General features: G+C 59.2%; 20 protein-coding genes. 11 read left to right on the top strand and 9 right to left on the bottom strand.

Annotated features, from left to right (window positions below; translation table 11 throughout):
• Positions 1–27 precede the first annotated feature (27 nt).
• The 4 genes from xth to B9Z39_RS11205 are packed head-to-tail and all read right to left on the bottom strand — an operon-like array spanning position 28 to position 2,725.
• Positions 28–792 (bottom strand): exodeoxyribonuclease III, encoded by a 765-nt coding sequence (gene xth / locus B9Z39_RS11220; protein ID WP_108301856.1) that lies wholly within the window; start codon positions 790–792, stop codon positions 28–30.
• A gap of 14 nt (positions 793–806) precedes the next feature.
• Positions 807–1,382: a DUF4337 domain-containing protein gene (locus tag B9Z39_RS11215; protein ID WP_108301793.1), complete on the bottom strand. Its 576-nt coding sequence runs from the start codon at positions 1,380–1,382 to the stop codon at positions 807–809.
• A 9-nt stretch (positions 1,383–1,391) separates the two neighbouring features.
• A complete protein-coding gene (locus B9Z39_RS11210; RefSeq protein WP_108301792.1) occupies positions 1,392–1,880 on the bottom strand; it encodes a dihydrofolate reductase in 489 nt (162 codons plus the stop codon).
• A gap of 17 nt (positions 1,881–1,897) precedes the next feature.
• On the bottom strand, positions 1,898–2,725 hold the full coding sequence (locus B9Z39_RS11205; RefSeq protein ID WP_233248986.1) for a thymidylate synthase: 828 nt from the start codon (positions 2,723–2,725) through the stop codon (positions 1,898–1,900).
• 186 nt (positions 2,726–2,911) lie between these two features.
• On the opposite strand from B9Z39_RS11205, the gene B9Z39_RS11200 reads away from it, so the two are divergent.
• On the top strand, positions 2,912–3,850 hold the full coding sequence (locus tag B9Z39_RS11200; RefSeq protein ID WP_108301790.1) for a helix-turn-helix domain-containing protein: 939 nt from the start codon (positions 2,912–2,914) through the stop codon (positions 3,848–3,850).
• 19 nt (positions 3,851–3,869) lie between these two features.
• Here the strand turns inward: B9Z39_RS11200 and B9Z39_RS11195 are convergent, their stop codons facing one another.
• Together B9Z39_RS11195 and B9Z39_RS11190 are read right to left on the bottom strand one after the other, a co-directional pair.
• Complete coding sequence (locus B9Z39_RS11195; protein ID WP_108301789.1) at positions 3,870–5,300, bottom strand: FAD-binding oxidoreductase; 1,431 nt, start codon at positions 5,298–5,300, stop codon at positions 3,870–3,872.
• A 15-nt stretch (positions 5,301–5,315) separates the two neighbouring features.
• Positions 5,316–5,717 carry a DUF2069 domain-containing protein gene (locus B9Z39_RS11190; RefSeq protein ID WP_233248985.1) on the bottom strand — a complete coding sequence of 134 codons (402 nt, stop codon included), beginning with the start codon at positions 5,715–5,717 and terminating at the stop codon, positions 5,316–5,318.
• On the opposite strand from B9Z39_RS11190, the gene B9Z39_RS11185 reads away from it, so the two are divergent.
• Positions 5,716–7,008, top strand: a complete 1,293-nt coding sequence (locus B9Z39_RS11185) for a YihY family inner membrane protein (RefSeq protein WP_233202443.1) — start codon at positions 5,716–5,718, stop codon at positions 7,006–7,008. The two genes, B9Z39_RS11190 and B9Z39_RS11185, sit on opposite strands and share 2 nt — an antisense overlap.
• Here B9Z39_RS11185 and B9Z39_RS11180 read toward each other — a convergent pair.
• Together B9Z39_RS11180 and B9Z39_RS11175 are read right to left on the bottom strand one after the other, a co-directional pair.
• On the bottom strand, positions 6,992–7,831 hold the full coding sequence (locus tag B9Z39_RS11180) for an alpha/beta fold hydrolase (protein ID WP_108301787.1): 840 nt from the start codon (positions 7,829–7,831) through the stop codon (positions 6,992–6,994). The genes B9Z39_RS11185 and B9Z39_RS11180 overlap by 17 nt on opposite strands.
• A complete protein-coding gene (locus B9Z39_RS11175) occupies positions 7,828–9,141 on the bottom strand; it encodes an O-acetylhomoserine aminocarboxypropyltransferase (RefSeq protein WP_108301786.1) in 1,314 nt (437 codons plus the stop codon). Before B9Z39_RS11175 ends, B9Z39_RS11180 begins: the two co-directional genes overlap by 4 nt.
• A 90-nt stretch (positions 9,142–9,231) precedes the next feature.
• Here B9Z39_RS11175 and B9Z39_RS11170 point away from each other — a divergent pair, with 90 nt between their 5' ends.
• Genes B9Z39_RS11170 through B9Z39_RS11160 form a run of 3 tightly spaced genes read left to right on the top strand, consistent with a single transcriptional unit; the run spans position 9,232 to position 12,032 of the window.
• Complete coding sequence (locus B9Z39_RS11170) at positions 9,232–9,702, top strand: CBS domain-containing protein (RefSeq protein WP_100143913.1); 471 nt, start codon at positions 9,232–9,234, stop codon at positions 9,700–9,702.
• Between the two features lie 36 nt (positions 9,703–9,738).
• Entirely contained in the window at positions 9,739–10,836 is a 1,098-nt protein-coding gene (gene aroC / locus B9Z39_RS11165; RefSeq protein ID WP_108301785.1) for a chorismate synthase, read from the top strand.
• A 2-nt stretch (positions 10,837–10,838) separates the two neighbouring features.
• Positions 10,839–12,032 carry an MFS transporter gene (locus tag B9Z39_RS11160; RefSeq protein ID WP_233248984.1) on the top strand — a complete coding sequence of 398 codons (1,194 nt, stop codon included), beginning with the start codon at positions 10,839–10,841 and terminating at the stop codon, positions 12,030–12,032.
• Here the strand turns inward: B9Z39_RS11160 and B9Z39_RS11155 are convergent.
• Entirely contained in the window at positions 12,024–12,815 is a 792-nt protein-coding gene (locus B9Z39_RS11155) for an IclR family transcriptional regulator C-terminal domain-containing protein (protein ID WP_108301783.1), read from the bottom strand. The two genes, B9Z39_RS11160 and B9Z39_RS11155, sit on opposite strands and share 9 nt — an antisense overlap.
• Before the next feature lie 217 nt (positions 12,816–13,032).
• Between B9Z39_RS11155 and B9Z39_RS11150 the strand changes: the two genes are divergently transcribed.
• The 6 genes from B9Z39_RS11150 to B9Z39_RS11125 all read left to right on the top strand — a co-directional run bounded on the left by B9Z39_RS11150 (position 13,033) and on the right by B9Z39_RS11125 (position 18,507).
• Complete coding sequence (locus B9Z39_RS11150; RefSeq protein ID WP_108301782.1) at positions 13,033–14,175, top strand: ABC transporter substrate-binding protein; 1,143 nt, start codon at positions 13,033–13,035, stop codon at positions 14,173–14,175.
• A gap of 89 nt (positions 14,176–14,264) precedes the next feature.
• Positions 14,265–15,140 carry a branched-chain amino acid ABC transporter permease gene (locus tag B9Z39_RS11145; protein WP_100143923.1) on the top strand — a complete coding sequence of 292 codons (876 nt, stop codon included), beginning with the start codon at positions 14,265–14,267 and terminating at the stop codon, positions 15,138–15,140.
• Positions 15,137–16,111 carry a branched-chain amino acid ABC transporter permease gene (locus tag B9Z39_RS11140; protein ID WP_100143925.1) on the top strand — a complete coding sequence of 325 codons (975 nt, stop codon included), beginning with the start codon at positions 15,137–15,139 and terminating at the stop codon, positions 16,109–16,111. Before B9Z39_RS11145 ends, B9Z39_RS11140 begins: the two co-directional genes overlap by 4 nt.
• Complete coding sequence (locus B9Z39_RS11135) at positions 16,108–16,854, top strand: ABC transporter ATP-binding protein (RefSeq protein WP_199221203.1); 747 nt, start codon at positions 16,108–16,110, stop codon at positions 16,852–16,854. The genes B9Z39_RS11140 and B9Z39_RS11135 overlap by 4 nt, the downstream gene beginning before the upstream one ends.
• A gap of 3 nt (positions 16,855–16,857) precedes the next feature.
• Positions 16,858–17,604, top strand: coding sequence for an ABC transporter ATP-binding protein (locus tag B9Z39_RS11130; protein ID WP_108301780.1), 747 nt, complete (start codon positions 16,858–16,860; stop codon positions 17,602–17,604).
• Positions 17,605–17,619: 15 nt separating this feature from the next.
• Positions 17,620–18,507, top strand: a complete 888-nt coding sequence (locus tag B9Z39_RS11125) for a VOC family protein (protein WP_108301779.1) — start codon at positions 17,620–17,622, stop codon at positions 18,505–18,507.

Raw genomic sequence — 18,507 nt, 5'->3', positions numbered from 1 at the left:
ACCGCGCGCGCATGTTGCGCGCGGTGTTTAGCTCAGCGTCACCACCACGGGGGCGTGGTCGCTGGGGCGTTCATTTTTTCGTGGAGCCTTGTCAATCACGCAGGCTTGCACGGATGCTTTGAGCGCATCGCTGACCAAAATATGGTCAATGCGCAAACCCCGATTGCGGCGGAAAGCCATCTCCCGATAGTCCCACCAGCTGTACAGCTTTCCAGCCTGTTCCAACAAGCGAAATGCATCGTGTGTGCCTAAATCAATCAGCGCTTGAAAGTGCGTGCGTTCTTCCACCGTGCAGTGGATGGTGTCCTTCAGCGCCACCGCGTCCCACACATCGCGGTCATCGACAGTGATGTTGAAGTCGCCCATCAGCACCAGCTTAGGGTGTTGTGCCAGTTCGCTGCGCAACCAATCTCGCAACGCGTCTAGCCATCGCATCTTGTAGGCGAACTTTTCGGAACCAGGGGCTTCCCCGTTGGGAAAGTAGGCCCCAATCACGCGTACGTCGTTGACGGTGCCCGTGATCACGCGCGCCATGGGGTCTTCAAAACCAGGAATGTTTTTGACCACACCTGCTGCGGGTGAACGCGACAACAAAGCCACGCCGTTGTAAGTTTTTTGGCCAAAAAAACTCACGTGGTAGCCCGCAGCTTCGATCGCTTCGCGGGGAAACTTTTCATCAATGGTTTTGGTCTCTTGCAAGACCAGCACATCGACGGGGTTGGCTTGTAGCCAGTCGAGCACTTGGGGAAGACGAACGGTCAGCGAATTGACGTTCCAGGTGGCGAGTTGCATGGTCATGGTCCGTGTCAAACGTGAAGGGCCGCCAACACGCCCACGCCTAAGCCCAGGGCACCCGCGCCATACATGGCAAATTGCAACCATCGTTTGCGTGTGAGCAGAGCAATAGCAGCCAAAGCAATCGCCACTTGGAGCAAGGTCGTGGCTTGGGCCCAGCGGTGGTGTTGGTGCATCTGGGTGTCCGATTGTTCATCCCACTGCAGCGACTCAGCTTCAAGCTTTTCGGCCGCCTTTTTGATATCAGCCTTTTCGGCTTTGTAGCGTTCGATTTGCTCGTTGTAGTAGTCACGCTTGGCCGCCGGGGCCAGCTCCAGCGCCAGCTCGCTCAAGTTTTGTTTGCTGCTTTTGGCCTGGTAGTAATTCCACTGGTTCGAGGCTTCGGTTTTTTTGATCGCCGCGTTGTTTTTGTTCAAGCCCGCATTGGCCTGTGTCGCACCGCCCATGTAGCCAAAGATGGCACCGACGGTGGCAATGATGGCGGTGAACATCGCGATCTTGTTGGTGAAACCATCACCATGGCCTTGGGCGGCGTGTTCGAGTTCGTGGTCGTGCGGGCCGTGCACATGAAATCCGTGGTCAGACATGGGTTGCTCTCAGGGTAAACGTTCAAGGGTCACAAAGTGATAAGACAGGCCGTTGGCGGCCACGCCCGACACACGGGCCGTCTCGTGCCAATTGCTGTCAAACGTGGGGGTGAAGGCATCGCCTTCAAAGTCGGCATCAATCTCGGTGACCACCGCGGTGTTGGCCAAAGGCATGGCTTGCGCATACACCTCGGCACCACCTATCACCCAGGCTTGCGTGTCAGGTGGGCAAAGTTCAAGTGCTTGCAGCATGCTGTGGGCCACCAGCGCGCCATCGGCGTGCCAATCTTGCTGGCGTGTCACCACGATGTTGGTGCGCCCCGGCAGCGGACGAAACTTCTGCGGCAAAGACTCCCAAGTTTTACGCCCCATGATGACGGGTTGTCCTAGCGTGGTCTGTTTGAAATGGGCCAAGTCTTCGGGCAAGTGCCAAGGCAAGGTGTTGTTATGGCCAATCACGCCGTTTCTGGCGCGCGCAAAAATCAGGTTCAATCCCATGTGCGCATACCCAAACTTTAAACCGCCACCGGCGCTTTGATGGCACCGTGGCATTGGTAGTCCTGCACCTCAAAGTCTTCAAACTGGTAATCAAAGATCGTTGGGGGGCGACGCAATATCTTGAGCGTGGGGTAGGCAAAAGGCGTTCGGCTGAGTTGCAGTTCCACCTGCTCGTGGTGGTTGCTGTAAATGTGGCAATCGCCGCCGGTCCAGATGAAGTCACCGACCTCCAAATCACATTGCTGCGCCACCATGTGGGTGAGCAGCGCGTAGCTGGCGATATTGAAAGGCACGCCCAAAAAAATGTCCGCACTGCGTTGGTACAACTGGCAGCTCAAACGGCCTCGCTCCCCGGGCGCTTGGGGTGGTGCCACGTAGAACTGAAAAAATGCATGGCAGGGCATCAACGCCATGTTGCTGAGCTCGGCCACATTCCAGGCACTCACGATGATGCGGCGTGAGTCGGGGTTGCTTTTGAGGGTCTGGATCACCTCGGAGATCTGGTCGATGTGACCGCCGTCTGGTGTGGGCCAGCTGCGCCATTGCACGCCGTACACCGGGCCGAGGTCGCCATCCTCGCGCGCCCACTCATCCCAAATCGAGACACCGCGTTCCTTGAGCCAGTTGTTGTTGCTTGAACCGGTTAAAAACCACAACAGCTCTTGGATGATGGAGCGCAAATGCACTTTTTTTGTGGTGACGAGTGGAAAACCTTCATTCAAATCAAAGCGCATTTGGTACCCGAAGACGCTTTTGGTGCCAGTACCCGTGCGGTCGGTTTTAGGCACGCCATGGGTGTAGACGTGCTGCATGAAATCTTCGTATTGACGGCGGATAGGGCGCATGACAGGAAACATTCCGGTTGAGGGCAGACACCCAAGTTTAAAGGCTGAGGCCCACGCCTGAAGGTTGAGGCACGCGCAGGATTGAATACCTAAGTGTTTCAGCAAGTCCACGGATTGACGCCATGCGTGCGCCCTGACACCATGGACAGGCTTTGCTGCCGAACAATACCGAGAACAGATGCCAACATGACCCATCCCCAAGAGCCCGAAGACATGCAGCGTGTCTTTCAGGACTGCGACCCTGTGTATTTGCGACAGCTTCGCCAAGCTGCAGGCGTAGAGGTCACCACCTTGGCGCGCACGGCCTGTTTGTCCGTGGCCCAGGTGCGACATTTGGAAGGCGAGGGGGAAGGTTTTTTTTATTCACCCAGCATCAAGCGCCAATCCTATAAACGTTTGTTGATGATTTTGGGGGCAGCCCCACCTACCGCGAACCCGCAAGAGGCTTTGCAAGCCGCCACGCATGGCCTAGAACATCGGATGGCTGTAGGGGAGCAGCGCCCACCTGTTCATCAGCCTATCTCCAGCAGCGCCAGCAGCTTGGCACTCTCTCAAAGCGGCATGCGTTTCGCTATGTGGGCGGCTTTGTTGGCACTGGGAGGGTGGGGTGTGGTGTCTGTCGCCCCAGCGCCACTGCACGCATGGTTCGAGCGCATGCACCTGGTGGCCAACCCGCCGCAACCAGCGGCTTCTCCTTCCGTGGATGAGCTTGCAGCGTTGCCCACTGCGCCTGCTTCAGAGCCAGTGCCGATGGTCAGCACATCCGCGCCGATGTCGACAGGCGCCCCCCGTGCGCTCACTGCGTTGCCTGACAGTGTCGCAAACTGTGTGCACACGGCAGAGTCTCTGCCAGAGCTTGTTCCCACAGAAGCCCACAAAGTGGGCAACTATGTGTACCTGGTCAGCGACAAGCCCATGACGGTGTGTGTGGTCGATGGTGCCCAGCAGGCCACTTGGCTGGAACTCAAGCCTGGCGAAGGCCGCAGCGTCTATGGCAAGTCACCGTGGCAGGTCACCGGCGCGCAGCTCTATCAAGCTCAGATTTATTTTCAAGGTCGTCGTTTGAACTTGCCCGAAGGCAATCCACAACGGCTGAGCCTGGTTGAAAAACCCCTCACACGTTGACCCGTCATCCAGGCCCGTTTCAGTCCAGTCGCACCACACGCCCAGGGTTCAAGATGCCTTGTGGGTCGAGGGCTTGTTTGATCTGGCGCATCAGCCCCAATGCGGTGGCGTCTTTGTAGTCGGGCAGGGTGTCCACTTTCAAACCACCCACACCGTGTTCGGCCGAGATGGAGCCACCAAAACGTTTGACCGTGTCGTACACCAGCGTGTTCACACGGTCTTCCTGGGTTCTCAAAAACTCGGCGTTGTCACTGCCTTCGGGCGCTTGCACGTTGTAGTGCAAGTTGCCGTCGCCCAGGTGGCCAAAGTTCACCAAACGCACGCCTGCAATTTCTTTCTCTAGCAAGGCATCGGTCTGGGCCACAAACTCAGGAATGGCGGACACGGGCAGCGAAATGTCGTGTTTGATGTTCAGGCCCTCTTCGGCCTGCGCTAGCGTGATGCTCTCGCGGATGTGCCACAGATTGCGGGCTTGTGACAGGCTCTCGGCCACCACCGCATCGCTCACGCAGCCGCGTTCAAAGGCCAGTTCCAGCACATGCTCAAAGCGTTCGCGTGCGTGGGCTTCAGACTCGGTGTCCGAGTTTTCCAGCAACACGCAATAGGGCGTGTCTTGCCACAGCGGCACCCGCAGTTGGGGGTAATGCTTGTCTACCAGGCTCAGGGCAAATTGGCCCATCATCTCGAACCCGGTCAAACCTGCACCCAAGTGAAGGTGAGCCAAGCCCAGCAGTTCCACCGCATGCGCCACCGAAGGCACGGCCGCCCAAGCGGTGAGTTTGGCCGCAGGTAAGGGGTAGAGCTTCATGGTGGCGGCGGTGATGATGCCCAGCGTGCCCTCGCTGCCAATCATCAGGTTGCGCAAGTCGTAGCCGGTGTTGTCTTTGCGCAGCCCGCTTAAGCCGTGCCAAATCTCGCCTTGCGCGCTGACCACTTCAAGCCCCAAGCACAACTCGCGCGTGTTGCCGTAGCGCACCACCTGGGTCCCGCCCGCGTTGGTGCCCAAGTTGCCACCAATGGTGCAGCTGCCTTCAGATCCCAGGCTCAAGGGGAACAAAAAGCCGGCTTGCTCCGCCGCTTGTTGCAGGTTTTGCAGCACACATCCCGCCTCTACCGTGATGGCTAAATTGGCAGCATCGAGGTGGCGCACCGCGTTCATGCGCTGCAAGCTCAACAGCACCTGAGTACCGGAGTCGTCTGGGATCGATCCCACCACCAAGCCGGTGTTACCGCCTTGCGGCACGATGCTCACGCCTGCTTGGGCACAAGCCTTCACCACAGCGGCCACTTCTGCCGTGTTGCCCGGGCGCACCACGGCCAAGGCTTTGCCGCGTGTGCGTTTGCGCCAGTCTTGTTCAAAGGCAGACAAGTCGCCTTCGGTCAGCACATGGGTGTCGCCCACGGTGTGGCGCAGGGTGGTCAGCAATTCGGGCAAAGACAAAGCGGTCATGGTCAGGTCACAGACTTATGGGTTGACAGGCGCAGCGGCTGGGTCGGTTAAGGCAGTTGCTTTGGCGTGTTGCAAGCGCAGGCGCACATGCAAGGCGCAGGCCACAAACAACACCACACACAGCAGCACTTCCAGCATGGCCAGGTAGTTGCTGGGGGCGCGGTCGCCACTGGCGCGCACCACGCCTTCGGTGAAGTACAGCCACACCATCAGGCTGAGCCAGCGGTAGGTGTACATGCGGTTTTTCAACAGACCCGTGAGTGGGACGCACAAGGGCAGCACCTTCAGCGCCAGCAAGGTGCCACCTGGGCGCACCGGCGCCAGCCAGAGCTCCCAGGCCAGGCCCAGCACGATCAAGCCCAACAAACTGCCCACCGCGATCAGACGGGTGAGTTGCACATGGCGTGGGGTGCGCATGAGGGCCTCAGAGGAGGGCGCTTGGGAAGGTGTAGAAGAGGTGTGCATGGGCAGTGGCATGATTCGGGCCATGATTGTCCCGCAACTGCATCACCTTTTTGACCGACTTCGCCGATTCCCCTGGCGCAACACTGCCCGCACACTGCGCCAGCGCTTTCGCGAAGACCGCTTGGGTCAGACCGCGGGCAGCTTGACCTTCACCACCACCATCGCCTTGGTGCCTTTGGTGACAGTGGCCTTGGCGGTGTTCACCGCTTTTCCGATCTTCAGCGACTTTCAGGTCGTGCTGCAGCGTCGTCTGGTGGAGAGTTTGGTGCCCGACAACATTTCACGTCAGGTGTTGGGTTACCTGACCCAGTTCGCCAGCAAAGCCAGCCGCTTGGGCGTGGTGGGTGTGACCGCTTTGGTCTTGTCGGCCATTGCCTTGGTGTTCACCATCGACCGCACGCTCAACGCCATTTGGCGCGTGCGCAAGCGCCGCCCACTGGCCCAGCGCATCTTGTTGTACTGGACGGCTTTGACCCTGGGGCCTTTGCTCATGGGCGCGAGCTTGGTGATGCTGACCCAACTGATTGCCGTCTCGCGTGGCCTAGCCCCTGATGTGACCAGCAGCATGCGCTGGTTCTTCAGCGGCCTGGAGTTCATGTTGCTGGCCTGGGGCGTGGGCGCGCTGTACCGCTATGTGCCCTACACCCAGGTGCGTTGGAGCCATGCCTTGGTGGGCGGTGTTTGGGTGGCTGCGGCCACCGAGGTGGCGCGCAATGTCTTGGCCTATTACTTTGGCAAGATGCCCAGTTACTCCGTGGTCTATGGCGCTCTGGCCACCTTGCCCATCTTGTTGATCTGGATTTACTTGGCTTGGGTCATCGTGCTGGTAGGCGCGGTGTTGGTGGCCAATTTGCCCAGTTTGCTGGGCGGCATTTCACGCGATGGTCGCAGCGTGGGTTGGCGTTTTCAGCTCGCGCTGGAGGTGTTGCAGCGCTTGAATGTGGCGCGTCTCGATCCCAGCCATGGTGTGAGCCTGACCCGCTTATGCGAAGACCTGCACCTGGACCCCCTGCAACTGGAAGAGGTGTTGACCACCCTGGTGGATCTTGATTGGATTGGCCGGCTCAGCGAGTCGGCCGACTCGGCCCACCACGCCGTCAGCGAGTCACGCTATGTGCTGCTGGCCGATCCACATCAAACGCCGCTGACTCCGCTGATGGAGCGTTTGCTGCTGGTGCGCAGTGAAGCCGGTGAGGGCTTGTGGATGCGCTGGCAAGACCTGCGCCTCAGAGACGTGCTGTGAGAAAGCGCTGCAAGGCATGCAGCGTTTCTTCGGGTGACTCGGTCATTTGGTGGTGCCCCATGGGCACCATCACCACCTCATGCGTCTTTCCAGCTTCGCGTGCTTGGTTCACCAAGCTTTGAGCGCCTTTGGGTGTGGTCATTTGGTCTTGGCTGCCCAACACAAACAGCACGGGGCAGGTAAGGTCGGCCATGGCCTGCAAGCCGTTGGCATAGCTGTCGCACGCCACAAATCCGCGGTGGAACACATTGACCTTGGTGTTGCTCGCCAGCACGCGCCGATTCAGCGCTGTGTTGGCACCCAACACCCAAGTGCCCGGCCCCAGTGCCGAAGGCGGGGCGGCCAGCGTGGCACGCGAGAACACGTTGATCATCTCAATCGCTTTCATGGGCTCGTGAAGTGAGCTTTCCAGCAAAGCCGGCGACACCTTCATGGGAAACGCCGTGCCCACCAGGGCGATGTGGCTGATGCGGTCTGTCAAACGTCCTGCGGTCTCCAGCGCAATCAAAGAGCCCCAGCTATGGCCCACCAGCGCGGCGCGCTGCACGCCTGCGGCATCGAGCAAGGCCTCCACAAACTGCGAGGCCTCTTCCACGCTGCTGGGGGCTTCGCCGCCGCTGCGTCCATGGCCAGGCAAATCCACCGCCAACACATTGAAGCCGTGGTGTGCCAGATAGCGGGTTTGCAAAATCCACACGCTGTGGTCACCCAGCACCCCGTGGATGAACACCACCGTGGGTTGGCTGGCGTCAAAGGCTTTGCCGCCGGTGTAGGCGTAGGCCTCGTAGGGCTGACCGGTGGGGCCTTGGAGTGTGAATTTCATGCTGCACCTGCTTTCTCGGCGGCCTTCAAGGCGCGCTTCAAGTCCTCGATCAAATCGCTGGGGTCTTCCAGTCCGATCGACAAGCGAATCGTCCCGGGGCCAATGCCCGCATCGCGCAGCGCCTCGTCGCTCATGCGAAAGTGGGTGGTGCTGGCCGGGTGAATCACCAAGCTGCGGCAATCGCCCACATTGGCCAGGTGGCTGAACAACTTCAAGGCTTCGATGAACACCCGTCCCTGAGCGCGGCTGCCTTTGAGGTCAAAGCTGAACACCGAGCCTGCACCGCGTGGTCCAAAGCGCAACAGCTTGTGCGCCAGCGCGTGGCTGGGGTGGTCTTCCATCAACGGGTGGCCGACTCGGCTGACCAGCGGATGGCTGGCCAGGTAGGCCACCACTTTTTCGGTGTTGCTCATGTGGCGCTCCATGCGCAAGGGCAGGGTTTCGATGCCTTGCAAAATCAGCCATGCGCTGTGTGGGCTCAGGCAAGCGCCAAAGTCGCGCAAACCTTCGCGTCGTGCCCGCAGCAAGAAGGCGCCCACGGTGCTCTCTTCGCTGAACACCATGTTGTGAAAGCCTTCATACGGCTCGGTGAGTTCTGGGAACTTGCCGCTGCGCTCCCAGTCAAAGCTGCCGCCGTCCACCACGATGCCGCCAATCACCGTGCCATGGCCGCTCAGGAACTTGGTGGCCGAGTGGTAGACCAAATCGGCGCCGTGCTCAAACGGTTTGACCAGGTAGGGCGAGGTCAGGGTGGAGTCCACCAGCAGCGGCACACCCGCCTCGTGGGCGATCTGCGCAATGGTCGGAATGTCGAGCACATCCAGTCCGGGGTTGCCGACCGTTTCGCCAAAAAACAATTTGGTGTTGGGCCGCACGGCAGCGCGCCAGCCGTCGATGTCGTCGGGTTTGACAAAGGTGGTCTCAATGCCAAAGCGACTCAATGTGTAGTGCAGCAGGTTGTGCGAGCCGCCATACAGCGCGGTGCTGGCCACGATGTGCGAGCCCGCGCCCATGAGTGTGGCAATCGACAAGTGCAGCGCTGCTTGTCCGCTGGCGGTGGCAATGGCGCCAATGCCGCCTTCAAGTGCGGCCACGCGTTGTTCGAGCACCGCATTGGTGGGGTTGCTGATGCGGCTGTACACATGGCCTGCACGTTCCAGGTTGAACAGCGACGCGGCATGGTCGCTCGACTCGAACACGAACGAGGTGGTCAGGTGAATGGGCACGGCACGTGCGCCGGTGCTGGGGTCGGGGGCCGCCCCGGCATGCAAAGCCAGGGTGTCAAAACTCGGGTCGTTGTAGCCAGGCATGGTTTCCTCGGGGCTGTTGTGGGGTGTTTGTCAGAATTTTGAATGCCATTGTGGGCTATATTTCAAGCCCTATCGGCAGAGGAGATCACCATGAAAGTCAGCGACATCTTGCGCGTCAAAGGCGGCGGCACCTTGTACACCATCAATCCGTTTGATCCTCTGGCCGAGGCGGTGCAAACCATGTCTGAGCACGACATTGGCTCTTTGGTGGTGATGGAGCATGGTGACTTGGCGGGTATGTTGACTTTCCGTGAAGTCATTCAAGCCATCTCCAGAAATGGTGGTGCCATTGGCGACTTCACCGTGCGCAGCGCCATGGACGACCACCCGCTCACCTGTTCGCCCGATACCGAACTCGACGAAGTGCGCCGCATGATGCTTGAGAGCCACGCCCGCTACATGCCCGTCATTGGCAACCGTCAGCTCCAGGGCGTGATCAGTTTCTACGACGTGGCCAAAGCCGTGGTGGACAGCCAGAACTTTGAGAACAAGATGCTCAAAGCCTACATTCGCGACTGGCCCGATGGTACGGAGCCGGAGTCGGATACCGTCAAACTCTGAGCACGTGTCTTAGGCGGGATGGGATAATCCTCGCCCATGAGCGGCAACACCTTCGGAACACTTTTCACCGTCACCAACTTTGGTGAATCCCACGGCCCAGCCATTGGCTGCGTGATTGATGGCTGCCCACCCGGCATGGCCCTCAGCGAGGCCGACATTCAGCACGACTTAGACCGTCGCCGTCCCGGCACCAGTCGCCATGTGACGCAGCGCAACGAACCCGACCAAGTGCAAATCTTGTCGGGCGTGTACGAGGGCAAAACCACCGGTACCCCGATTGCGTTGTTGATTCAAAACACCGACCAGCGCAGCAAGGACTACAGCAACATCTTGCAAACCTTCCGCCCCGGTCACGCGGACTACACCTACTTTCAAAAATTTGGTATCCGTGACCCACGCGGTGGTGGCCGCTCGTCAGCCCGTTTGACCGCGCCCACCGTGGCCGCTGGTGCGGTCGCCAAAAAATGGCTGAAAGAAAAATTTGGCACAAGCTTCTTTGGCTGCATGACGCAAATTGGCGAACTGCCCATTCCGTTCGAGAGCTGGAGCCACGTCGGCCACAACCCGTTTTATGCACCGTGTGCCGATGTGCAAGCCTTTGAAGACTACATGGACAGCCTGCGCAAAGCCGGTGACTCCTGCGGCGCACGCATCCGCGTGGTGGCCACGGGTATGCCGGTGGGCTTGGGGCAACCCCTGTACGACAAGCTCGATGCTGACATTGCCTACGCCATGATGGGCTTGAACGCCGTCAAAGGCGTCGAGATTGGTGCGGGCTTTGCCAGCGTGGCGCAGCGCGGCACCACCCATGGGGACTCGCTCAGCCCCGAAGGTTTCTTGAGCAACAACGCGGGCGGCGTGCTGGGCGGCATCAGCACCGGACAAGACTTAGAGGTGAGCATTGCCATCAAGCCCACCAGTTCGATCTTGAGCCCGCGTGCCTCCATCGATCAAAACAGCCAACCCACCGAAGTGGTGACCAAAGGCCGTCACGACCCGTGTGTGGGCATCCGTGCGACTCCAATTGCCGAGGCTTTGTTGGCCTTGGTGGTGATGGACCACGCCTTGCGCCACCGCGCCCAATGCGGCGATGTGCAGGTCGCCATGCCCGCCATCCCCGGCCACGTGGCTTGAGCGTGTCGGGCCCGGGCATCAGGGCACAGCGCCAACAGGCTTTGGCTCGGCGCAAGCTGTTTCCGTTCGCGGCCTTGTCGGCCAGCTACTTTGCCCATATTGGTTTTTTCAACCCTTACTTGCCGCTTTGGCTCAAAGATCTGGGACTGTCCATCACGCTCATCGGTTTGTTGACGGCTGTGCAAGCGGCCACCCGCGTGTTGGCACCTTATGGTTGGGGTTGGTTGAGCGACCACACCGGTGAGCGCGTCAAGTTGCTGCGCTTTTGTGCCGGTGCCTCCTTGTTTTTCTCCTTGGGGCTGCTCTACCCAGGCGGGGTGGGGTGGTTGGCCTTGGTGCTGTTGCTAATGTTCGTCCACACCAGCGCCATGATGCCCATGAGCGAAGCGGCCCTGGCGCATGTGGTCAGCAACACGGGTGCGTTCGACGCCAAGCGCTATGGCCGCGTGCGTTTGTGGGGCTCGCTGGGCTTTTTGGTCACGGTGTTTGTGGCAGGGGCCTGGTTTGAGCACCAAGGCATGCAGAGCTTCCCTGTTTGGGCGGTGTGCTCTTTGCTCGCCTTGAATGTGAGCGTGTGGTGGTTGCCTGACCAGCGCGAAGCCGTACATCACGACAGCCCCCACGCGCCCGTGTGGTCGGTGCTGCGCCAGCGCAGCGTGCAGTGGTTTTTTGCCACGGTGTTTTTTCATGTGTTGTCGCACATCGGCATCTATGTGTTTTTCTCGCTCTACCTTGACACCCTGGGCTACAGCAAAACCATGATTGGTGTGCTGTGGGCGGTGTCGGTGCTGGCCGAAATTGTGTGGTTCTTCACCCAGGGGCGCTGGTTGCCTAAGTTCAGTCTGGCCAATTGGTTGTTCATTTGCGCTGCGGCCATGGTGTTGCGCATGGCCTTGACCAGTTGGTTGGCCGACTCCTTGTTGGCTTTGTTGCTGGCGCAAGTCATGCACGCGCTCACCTTTGCCACCCAACACACGGTGTCCACGGCTGTGTTGTCGCACCACTTCCCGGGGCGCTTGCGTGGGCGTGGGCAAGCTTTGTATGCCTCGATTGGCTATGGCGTGCCAGGTGTTTTGGGTGCCTTGGGTGGTGGCGCGCTCAGCGATGCTTGGGGCTTGTCGTCTGTCTACGTGTTGTCGGTGGGTACCGCCTGTGTGGCCTGCCTGTGCGCTTGGCAGTTCAAGCGCTCAAATTAAATTCATCATCGCGGCGGCGGTTTCGCGCAGCAAGGGCAGCACGCGGTTGGCGGCTTCTTCGGCGCTTTCCTGGGTCATGGGCATGCTCACACTCAACGCGGCAATCAAGGCCCCTTTGTGGTCGCGCAAGGGCACAGCCACGCCGCGGTAACTCAGGTCGAGTTGTTGCTCAGAGATGGACCATCCTTGCGCCCGAATGCGCGCCATCTCCAGGCGCATGCGGTCTTTGTTGGTGATGGTGTACGAGGTGAAGGTTTTCAGTTCTTGGCTGCTCAGCCATTGGTCCACGGCGGCTTCGCCTTGCATGGCCAGCAGCAGCATCCCGGCTGCGGTGACCTGGCCGGGCACCCGCGCGCCCAACACAAAGCCGGTGTTCATGGCGCGGTTGGTGCCGTTGCGGGCCACGTACACGATGTCGGTGCCATCGAGCACGCTCACGTACGAGATCTCTTGTGTGCCTGCGGTCAGGCGCTGCAAAAACGGTTGCACGATGCGTGGCAGGCGGGCCGACTCTAGATAGGACTGACCCAAGCGCATCACCCGAGGCGTGAGCCAAAACAGCTTGCCATCGGTGGCCACATAGCCCAAGTGGGTGAGGGTGAGCAGATAGCGCCGTGCCGCGGTGCGCGTCAAGCCGCATCGTTGGCCGGCTTGGCTGGCACTCAGGCGTGGGTTGGCATCATCGAAGGTTTCAATGATGGACAGGCCTTTCTCCAAGCCTGCAATCCAGTCTTTTTTGTCCAGGGGGCCCAGCGGTGGCGAACTTGGTAGCTCAAAACTCATGGTGTGAATGGTGGCTGAGCCAGCGTGTGCTTCAGTCTAGGAGTTACCCTTGATTCGTTCGATCATCGATCATAAGTGAGCGTTTATCGCCCGAAATTAGAATAATTGCTTTTGAGACGCTAGAAAAGTCCTTAAAGTTCGCATCGGAATTCGCTGATTGAGCGATTAGCGAACAAATTACCCGTTCTGATCCGTCCAAACTCTAGGAGACATCGAGATGCAAAAACGTTTCACCCTCAAGCTGGCTGCGGCCTGTGCGTTCGCCGCTTTGGCTGGCTTGGCCCAAGCCCAGCAGACCATCAAGATTGCCAACATCGTGGAGTTGTCGGGTCCGGGTACGACCGCAGGCACCTTGTTCAAAAACGGTGTTGAGTTGGCTGTCAAAGAAATCAACGATGCGGGCGGCATCATGGGCAAGAAGATCGAGAGCTCCACGGTCGATACCCAAACCAACCCGGGTGTGGCCAAGGGCTTGACGCAAAAAGCGGTGGACGATGGCGTGTTGGCCATCTTTGGCCCCGTTTACTCTGGCTCCATCATGGTGTCGATGGCCGAGAGCAAACGTGGTGGCATTCCTAACTTCACTGGCGGTGAAGCCGCAGCGATCACCCAGCAGGGCAACCCTTATGTGTTCCGCACCGCTTTCGGTCAGAGCTCCTCGTTCCCCAAGCTCGCCAAGTACATCAACAGCAAAGCCAAAACCCTGGCCGTGATTTATGTGAACAACGACTTTGGCAAAGGCGGTCGTGACACGCTGGCCAAGTTGCTGGACAACGGCCCCACCAAAATCGTGGCCGACATCTCGACCGACGCCGGTCAGGTGGACTTCTCAGCTGCGGTGCTCAAAGCCAAGCAAAGCAACGCCGACGCGATCTTTGCCTACACCAACGAAGAAGAGTCGGCCCGTTTGTTGCGCGAGCTCAAAAAACAAGGCTGGACCAAACCCGTCATTGGTGAAACCACCCTGACCGGTCAAAAGGTGATTGAACTCGCAGGTGATGCTGCCAACGGTGCGGTGGCTCACGTGGGCTTGACCGTGGACGCCCCCATCCCTGAAATGCTCAAGTTCAAGGCCAAGTACTACCAAGCCTATGGCAGCATTTCTGACCATAACGGCATCAAGGGCTACACCAGCGTGTACGTGCTCAAGGCCGCGATCGAGAAGGCTGGCAAGCTCGACCCCAAGGCCGTCGCCCAAGCCCTGCATGGCTTGAGCATCAGCGCCAAGAAGAACCCCGGTGTGATCATGGACGTGAGCTTTGACGCCAACGGTGACCTGGACCGCGAAAGCTTCTTGGTCGAAGTGAAAAACGGCCGTCAAGTGGTGGTGGCCACCTTGCCCGCTTTGGGCAAGAAGTAAGCCTTTCACGCCGCGCACATGGGTGCGCGCGCATTCCAAGAACAGGCCTGCTGGTGCAGGCCGTTCTTTCATTTTGAAGCGATCTCACCATGACCGACTTTTTCCAACTCTTCTTCAGTGGCTTGGCCACCGGCAGCATTTATGCGCTGGCGGCGTTGGGCTTCACCTTGCTGTGGCAGGCCTCGGGCACCATCAACTTTGCCCAGGGCGAATTTGTCATGCTGCCCGCCTTCATGATGTTGGGCTTTTTGGCCGCAGGCTTTCCGCTGGTGCTGAGCTTTGTGGGCAGTTGTGTGTTGTCGGTCATCGTGCTGGGCTGGTTGTTCAAGCGTGGCGTGGTGGATCCGCTCTTCAAATACGGCATGATGCCCATCGTGGTCGCCACCATTGGCCTGTCCATCGCCATGCGCAATGCGGTGCGTGCGGGCTACAGCGCTGAGCCACAACCTTTCCCTAATTTGTTTCCCGATGAGGTGTACAACATCGCGGGCGTGACCATCTCCGCCACCGACATTGGCACCTTTGTGTTTGCCATCGCCTTGGTGTTGGTGACACAAGCCTTCTTGGCCAAAACCGTCACCGGTCGCGCCATGCAAGCGGTGGCACAAAACACCGAAAGTGCCTCGGTGTTGGGCATCAATGTGCCACGCATGATTTTTTACACCTTCGCCATCAACGCCTTGCTGGCAGCTGCTGCGGCTATTCTTGTGACCCCCACCTACCTGGCCAAGTTCGACATGGGCGCATCGCTGGGTAACAAGGCCTTCTTTGCCGCCATCATTGGCGGCTTCAACAACTCACGGGGTGCCTTGCTAGGCGGCGTGATTGTGGGCGTGTGTGAAAACTTGGCTGCGGCCTACATCTCACCCGCTTACAAAGATGCGGTGGCTTTGATCATTTTCATGGTCGTGATTTTGTTCAAGCCACAGGGCTTGCTCGGTCAAAAAGTGGAGCGCAAAGTATGAAAAAGCTCGGACTCCTGGCTGGGCTGTTGGGCCTGGCGGCATGCATCTTTGTGCCCACGCTGCTCAAGAGCCACGGCATTTATCTGTTCACCTATTGGTTGATCTATGTGATCGCCACCATGGGCCTGAACCTCACCATCGGCTACGCCGGGCAAAAGTCGCTCGGCCACGCGGCGTTCTTTGGCATCGGGGCTTACACCGTGGCCATCCTGATGCAGGCAGGCTACAGCTTTTGGTTGGGCATGCCACTGGCAGCCTTGGGCTGCTTTGTGGTGGGCTTGGCACTGGGCTTTCCAGCGCTGCGTGTGCAAACCATTTACCTGGCGTTTGCCACGCTGGGCTTCAACACCGCCGTGTGGCTGGTGATGCGCAACGAAGAGTGGCTCACCGGGGGCACGTTTGGCATCAACAACATCCCGCGTCCCGAGGCCTTTGGCGTGAGCTTTGACGGCAACCTGGCCTACTACTACCTGGTGTTGGCGTTCACCGTGGTGCTGGGCCTGCTGCTGTGGGGCTTGTTGCGCTCGCCCTGGGGCAAGGCCTTCACAGCCTTGCGCGACAACCCGATCCGTGCCGAGAGCTTGGGGGTGGACATTCGCGGTTACACCTTGCTGAGCTTTGCCATTGGTGCCGCGTACGCGGGCATCGCCGGTGGTTTGTTTGGTTCGATGGTGCAGTTCATCGACCCGGCACCGTTCACCGTGGAAGCCTCCATCATGATGTACCTCATGGTGGTGGTGGGTGGCCCTGGCTATTTCTTGGGCCCTTTGTTGGGTGCTGCGGTGGGTGTGATCCTGCCCGAATGGTTGCGCTTTGCCCAGGCCTGGTATTTGTTTGTCTTTGGCGCAGCGGTGGTGATGCTGATGATTTGGCTGCCTGATGGCTTGCTCAGCATTCCAGACCGGCTGCGTGCCAAACGCCAATCGCGTGAGGCCTCGGCGGCCCGCGCTGCACAAGGAGCAAAAGCATGATGGAGCCGGTACTCAAAGTCACTGACCTGAAAAAAGCCTACGGTGCCATCCAGGCGGTCGGTGGCGTGTCCTTCGAGGTCATGCCCGGAGAAATCTTTGGCGTGATTGGCCCCAACGGCTCGGGCAAAACTACCTTGTTCAACAGCATGCTGGGCCAGATCACGCCCGACCAAGGCAAGATCGAACTCAAAGGCCAAGACGTGACCCGCCTAGGGCCCTTGGAGCTCAACCGCATGGGCGTGGGACGCACCTTTCAGACGCTGCAAGTGTTTGGCAAGATGACCGTGCGCGACAACCTGATCGTTGCCGCCCAGGAGCACCAAGGCACGATGTTCAGCCGCATGTTCGCGCCGGGTGACTCCAACCTGGGCGACAAAGCCGACGCCTTGATTGACCAGTTCCACATTCGCCACGTGGCCGACAAAAAAGCCGGTGAACTCAGCTATGGCCAGCAAAAGTTGGTGGACATCGCCATGGCCTTCATGAGCGAACCCGACTTGGTGTTGCTCGACGAGCCGTGTGCGGGCGTCAACCCGTCGCTGGTGGGTGGCATCAGCAGCTTGCTGAAAGAACTCAACCACACCCGCAAAGGAAGCTTTGTGGTGATTGAACACAACATGGACTTTGTGATGGACCTATGCCACCGCATCATGGTGATGGTCGAAGGCCAGGTGATGGCGATTGGCACACCGGCCGAGATCCGTGCCAACAAACAGGTGCTCGACGCCTATCTGGGGAGCTGAACCATGACACACGCATGCATTGAATTTGACGACGTGGTGGCGGGCTATAAGGACTTCATGATCCTCAACAACCTGTCGTTCACCGTGCCCAAGGGGTCCATCACCTTGCTGATTGGCCCCAACGGCGCGGGCAAATCCACGGTGCTGAAAACCTTGTTTGGTTTGCTCACACCGCGCCAAGGCAAGATCCGTTTGAACGGTGACGACATCACCGGTGCCACGCAAAAAGACCTGTTGGCACGCGGCATCGCCTTTGTGCCGCAAGGTCGCAACCTGTTTGGCCAACTCTCGGTGTACGAGAACTTGGAGTTGGGCGGCATCACCTTGGGCATGAAAACCACCCACGAACGCATTCCTGAGGTGCTGGAGTTTTTTCCGCGCGTCAAAGAGCGCATCAACTCCTTGGCCTCGTCGCTGTCGGGCGGCGAACAAAAGCAGTTGGAAATTGGCCGCGCGTTGTTGCTGCGCCCCAAGGTGCTGTTGATTGATGAGCCCTCCATTGGCTTGTCGCCCATGGTGGTGCAAGACGTGTTCAAGCTGTTGCGCAAACTGGCCGACCAAGGCACCACCGTGTTGATGGTGGAGCAAAACGTCAAGAGCGCGTTGAAGTATTCGGACAACGCCATTGCGCTCGAATCGGGCCGTTTGGTGTTGTACAAATCGGCGGCGGAAATTTTGGCCGACCCGCAGATGGAGCGTTTATTCTTGGGTGGTGCGCACACCACCACAGCGGTTGCGACTCCTGTTTGATTTTGAGAGAACCCCATGACACTGACTGCTGCCAAAGACCGTGAATCCATTGCCGATGCCCCCAACCCTCTGGGGATGGAAGGCATTGAGTTCATCGAATACGCCACCTCCAAACCGCAAGCGCTGGGACAGGTGCTGGAGATGATGGGCTTTCGCCCGGTGGCACGGCATCGCTCGCGTGAGGTCATGCTGTATCGCCAAGGGGGTGTCAATGTGATCGTCAACGCCCATGAGGCAGGCATGGCCCACAGTGTGGCACCGAGTGAGAAACCGGTGATTGCCGCCATCGCTTTGCGCGTGCGTGACGCCGCAGCGGCTTACAAGCGTGCCATTGACCGTGGTGCCTGGGCTGTGCCCACCAAGGTGGAAGTGATGGAGCTCAACATTCCTGCCGTGCATGGGGTGGGGTCGAGTCGCATTTACTTTGTGGATCGCTACAAAGAGTTCTCGATTTACGACGTCGACTTCACGCCTATTCCCGGTGTGGACCCACACCCACCGGCCACAGCTGGTTTGCATGTGTTTGGTTTGGTGCAGTACATCGGCACCGACCGCGCTGAAGACTGGACCGAGTTCTACCACGAGCTGTTTGGCTTTGAGGCTTTGCCCACGGGCGAGCACTTTGGCATCTTGCCCAAAGGCCGTATCTTGCGCAGCCCCTGCCACAGCTTTTATTTGCAACTGATCGAGCCCGAGCCCAGTGTGCTGGCCGTGGACGAAGAAGAGCATTTCCACCGCGTGGGCTTGGGCACCGACGACGTGTTGGCAGCAGCCAGCGCTTTGCGCGCGCGTGGCGTGGAATTTGTCGAATCCAAAGGCGTGCATGTGGAAGACAAGGGCGCCCTCACGCGCACCTGGTTGGGCTCGCTGAGCTTTGAGCTGGTTCACACCGCGAAGGCCTGA

This window comes from Limnohabitans sp. JirII-29, from assembly GCF_003063395.1.
In the GTDB taxonomy this organism is placed as follows: Bacteria; Pseudomonadota; Gammaproteobacteria; order Burkholderiales; family Burkholderiaceae_C; genus Limnohabitans.
The sequence above is the reverse complement of the archived record's forward strand: the minus strand, read 5'-3'. Positions and strand labels throughout refer to the sequence as shown.